This is a genomic window from Leucobacter sp. Ag1, from assembly GCF_000980875.1.
Lineage (GTDB): Bacteria > Actinomycetota > Actinomycetes > Actinomycetales > Microbacteriaceae > Leucobacter > Leucobacter iarius.
The window spans coordinates 1-4,892 of sequence record NZ_LAYO01000031.1 but is presented as its reverse complement, the minus strand read 5'-3'; the positions used below and the strand labels follow the sequence as shown (position 1 = coordinate 4,892).

General features: G+C 70.7%; 2 protein-coding genes. One reads left to right on the top strand and one right to left on the bottom strand.

The features are described from left to right. Positions 1 to 3,633: SdrD B-like domain-containing protein (locus XM48_RS00210; RefSeq protein ID WP_304413600.1), on the bottom strand; the 3,633-nt coding region annotated here is incomplete at its 3' end. A 347-nt stretch (positions 3,634 to 3,980) separates the two neighbouring features. Between XM48_RS00210 and XM48_RS17670 the strand changes: the two genes are divergently transcribed. After that, positions 3,981 to 4,892 (top strand): sigma-70 family RNA polymerase sigma factor (locus tag XM48_RS17670; protein ID WP_046453759.1); only part of this gene is annotated, 912 nt, incomplete at its 3' end.

Here is a 4,892-nt window from a genome sequence, read left to right as displayed (position 1 = left end):
GCCCGGCAGCAGCGTGCCCGGTTTCGCCGGATCCGGCCACGAGCCGAACTGGATCCCGGACAGCCCCGCGAGCTGGTCCTTTACCTGCACGTCGCTCAGCGTCACCGAACCGGTGTTCTTCACGGTGAACGAGTAGTGCACGGTGTCACCGGCGACCGCATCGGCCGGGTCGGTGCCCGACCCGATCGTCGCGGTCTTGTCGAGCGAGATCCCCGATGTGGTGGGCAGCACCACGCGGGCCGTCGCGTCCGAGGACACGGTGGAGCTCGGCACCGCCGAGTCGCCCTCGGCCTTGGCCGTGTTCACGGCGACGCCGGCATCGATCTGCGCCTGCGTCAGCGGCGAGGTCGCCGTCGCGGTGACCGTCTCCCCCGTGCCGAGCACGCCCGGCTGGGCGGCGTTCGGCCACTGCGCGAAGCTGATCGAGCTGATGCCCGGGAGCGCGTCGCTGATGCGCACGTTCTCGAGGCGCGTGTTGCCGGTGTTCGTGACGGTGAAGGTCCAGGTGACGGGCTGGCCCGCCTCGATCTTCGCCGGCGCGACGCCCGACTTCTCGAGCTTCAGGCTCGGGACGTTGTCGCGGAACCCGAAGTCCTGGCCTGCGAGGTCGGAGCCCGCGAGCACCTTGACCGTGCCCGACCGGCCGTTCGAGCCGTTCGCCGGAGCCGCCGTGTTCGACCAGGCACCGCCGGTGGCGGGCAGGGTCGACATGTCGACGCGGATCAGGTAGTCGCCGGAGGTCCGGTTCGGGAAGGCGTACCCGCCGCTCGCGTCGCTCGTGGTCTCCGCGAGCACGGTCGCACCGTCGCCGCTCAGCAGTTCGACCTTCGCGCCCGGGATCGCCTGCTCGCCGACCTCGCGCGCGCCGTTGCCGTTGGCGTCGTTCCACACCGTGCCGGTGATGGTGCTGCTCTGGATCCGGACGTCGACGGGAGCGCCGGCCGGCAGCGCGGTGGCGCCGTCCATGAGCGAACCGGTCACGGTGTTGCGCAGCACGTCGCCGTTCACCGCGTCGGGCGCCTTCAGGCTGTAGCTGAGGGTGCCGACGCTCTTCTGCCCTGCGACGAAGTCGCTGATCGAGACGCGGAGCGCGGTGGCCGCGGCGATCTCCGCGGGCGTCGCCTGCGCGTAGTCGATCCACGTCACGCCGTCGGCCGGCGCGGTGCCCGCGCTGCCCGTCCGGATCGCGGGATCGGTGGTGAGCTGCAGCTTCGCCCCGGTCGCGCCGTCGGCGCTGAGCGATGCCGCGTTCAGCGTGACCGCGCCGTGCACCGAGGTACCCCGCGGGTCCCCGTTGTAGGGCAGCACGTCGACGAAGGCGCTCTTGCCGCGCGAGGTCGAGAGGAAGTTGAACCAGGTCACGTCGTAGGTGGCGAGCGAGCCGCGCTCGATCACCGGCGACTTGGTCGCCTTCTCGACGCGGGCCACGTTGAGCTGCGACGCGTACATGATCGCGCTCGTGGAGGCGGCGGGGCCGCCGTTCGCCGCGAAGATGCCGTCGGCACGGATCTCGGCGTAGTTGTCGAACGCTGATCCGGCGGGCGCGACCTGGGAGGTGCCGATCGAGAAGGTGATCGGCGCCAGCGGATCGGCGTACTTCGCCTGCCCCTGGTAGGCGAACGAGATCGCCGTGCGGGTGCCGTTGCCGCACGCGTTCGGCGTGATGGCCGTGACCTTCCACTTGCTCGTGTCGAGCGAGTCGAAGTTCAGCGTGTTCGGCAGCGTGTTCGCCGGCAGGCAGTCGGCGACGACCACGTTCGGGATCGTCAGCGCGCTCGCGTCGTCGGGCTCGAGCCCGCCTGCAAGACCGGTGAGCTGCGGCGTGATCGTGTAGCGCACCGACTGGCCCGCGTTCAGGTACACGGTCTCGGGCTTCTGCACGTCCCCGCTCGAATCGAGCACGACGCCCTTCTTCGAGATCGCCGCTCCGCCGGCCCGCACGTAGAGGTCGCGGGCGATGGCGCCCGGCGCAGCCGGGGAGGTCGTCTGGGCCGAGCCCGTGAGCAGGATTCGCGCGAGGTCGTTGGTGCCGGCCGCGGGGAGCGGACGCACGACGGTGAAGTGCGGGACCGCCTGCCAGCGGTAGCGCGCGAAGTCGGAGGCGCCGGTGCCCGGGTTGAACACCCCGCCGTTGCCGATGTACTCGTAGCGGATACCCGTGACGGTGTTCACGTCGCCCGTGAAGCCGCTGCGCGGCACCCACGTCGGGCTCGCGTTGTCGACCGCGTCGGTCGTGTAGTACACGCGGTAGTCGGTGCCCTCGGTGCTGGGCTTGGCCGCTCCGGTCGCCGGATCGAACGCGGTGACCTCGTCGGCGACGCTCGGGTCGAGCACGGCGTCGGCCGGGTTCCAGCGCTGGATCAGGTTCAGGCCGGTGGCCGGGGTCGGCACCATCGTGCTCGTACCCGCGGGCTGCGTGATCGCCGGGACGTAGCGGATGCTGCCCCCGAACTTCGAGCCGGGCAGCACGCCGTATCCGTTGACGCCCTGGTTGCTGTTCTTCGGCTGCACGAGGTCGTACCAGAGCTGCGCGCCCCAGCCGCCGTCGATCGGATCCTTCACCTCGTAGTTGCGGACCTGGGTGTTGTTGCCGTTGGTCCAGTCGCTCAGCGGGGTGCCGTCGGCGCTCTTCCAGTCGACGCCCGCGGGCTGCGAGACGGTGTTCGACATGACGATCGGGAAGGTGCCCGCGGCCGTCGTGTTCGGCACCTGCGAACGCGGGATCCAGATGTTCACGTCGGTCCACACCGAGGGCGCATCGGGGATGCTGTCGAACACGACCTGGAACTTGCCGTTCGCCGCGTCGACGTTCTGCAGCTTCACGTCGAGACCCGGGTGGGACTTGCTGCCGAGCGTGATCGCCTGGCCGCTGCCGAGCGCGTTCGCGCCGTCCTTGGTGAGAGTGAAGGCGTCGTCGATCGCCATCGGGCCCTGCCACTTGAACGGCAGGTCGCCGACCCCGCTGCCGTACTGCAGCTCGACGTAGAACGAGTGGCGCAGCGCGGGCTCGGGCCCGTTGCCGAAGTCGAAGGTCCCCTCGGCCGCTGCACCACCGGTGCGCCCGCCCTTGATGAGGTCCATGCGCTCGGCGCCGACCGTGGTGAGCGTGCTGGGCGAACCGGTCGCCGGGACGGTCTTCGTCCCCGCGCCGTCGGTCACCGTGAGCTCCGGGGTGTAGGTCGCGTTCACCGCGGCCGCCGTGCGGCTCACGACGGCGGTGGGCGAACGGAATTCGATGATCTGAGTGCCCGCGGCGCCGACGCTCGACGAAAGATGCAGGGTGAGGGTGCGGCCGTCGGGCGAGACCTCGAACGATGAGGTGTAGCCGTTGAGTCCGTCGGGATTCTGCATGCCCGAGGTGACGAGCGACTGCTGATCCCAGCTCCAGCCCTCGGGGAGGGTCTGGGTGAGGACGCCGTCCGTGAGCTCGTTGACGGTCACCGACCACGCGAAGCTCGCGCGGTTGCCCACCGCGACCTTGCCGTCGGTGGTCGAGGAGTCGCCCGGAACGACGCTCGTGCCGTCGTTCACGATGGTGATCGCGGCCTCGCGGATCTCACCGGACGCGGCCTGGGCCGCGGCGGGTGTGAGCACGATCGCCCCCATCAGGACTGTCAGCGCCGAGACCAGCATCGCGAGCACGCGTCTCCGCACACCCTGCCGTCCCGTCGTTTCCGCAGGTTTCATCGTCGTGTTTCCCTTCCCCACGGCCTTGCGGCCGCCACGTAGATGCGCCCGGCCCCCGACGGTCCTGCTAGGGGGAGAGGAACCGGCGGAGACCGGGCACTCTCATAACACGGGCGATCCGTCGTTTCATGACGCGAGTTTCCGAAATTCTTTCTTTCGGCGTGTCGCGGGTACCATCGACACTGCAGACGGCGGCGGTCGGAACATTCCGATCCGCAGCTGGCAGGGGGAGGACCGGATCGGCACACGCCGGGCGGTCTTGCAGTCAATGCACAAGGGGGACTTCTGCTGCCATGCCGAACCTCGGTTCACCATCGCACGACCGCGACGACCCGGCACTGCTCGAAGCGAGCCGCGCCGGAGACACCGCGGCATTCGCCGAGCTCTGGAGCCGGCACTCGGCCGCAGGCCGGGTCGCCGCCCGCAGCCTCGCGCCGCATCTGGACGCCGACGACCTGGTCTCGGAGGCCTATCTCAAGATCCTCGCGCTCCTGCGCGACGGCCGCGGGCCCACCGGAGCGTTCCGTCCGTATCTCTACCGGGTGATCAAGACGACGGCGGCCGACACCGACCGCGGCTCGTTCGAACAGGACGCCGAACCCGACACGGTGCCCACACCGGACTCCGAGATCCCGGGCGCCGACGAGGGATTCGATCACGACACCGTCGCGCGCGCGTTCACCACCCTGAACGAGCGCTGGCAGGCCGTCCTCTGGTACACCGAGGTGGAGGGGCTTCCGCCCCGCGAGATCGCGTCGATCCTCGGCGTCTCGCCGAACGGCGTTTCGGCGCTCGCGGTGCGCGCCCGCAAGGCGCTGCGCACCGCGTGGATCGACGCCCACGTCGAACAGGACGTCGTATCGGAGGAGTGCGCGTCCACCCGCAAGCTCCTGCAGCGCTACGGCCAGCACCGCCTGACGCCGGGCAAGCGGCGCGCGGTGGAGGCCCACCTCGACGACTGCGCTCCGTGCCGGAGCGCGTCCGAAGAGCTGCGCGTGCTCGACCTCGATCTGGCTCGAACGCTCGCCATCGCGCTGCTCGGCTTCGGCGGCACGGGCGCGCTGCTCGCTGCACTCGGTCACGGGAGCGCGGCCGTCGGCGGCGCGACCGCCGCAGCCGCGGTCGGTTCGATCGCGGGCTCCAGCACCGCCGGAGCGGGAACCGGAGCCGGAGCGGCGGGGGCCGCCACCGGCGCGGGCGCCGGT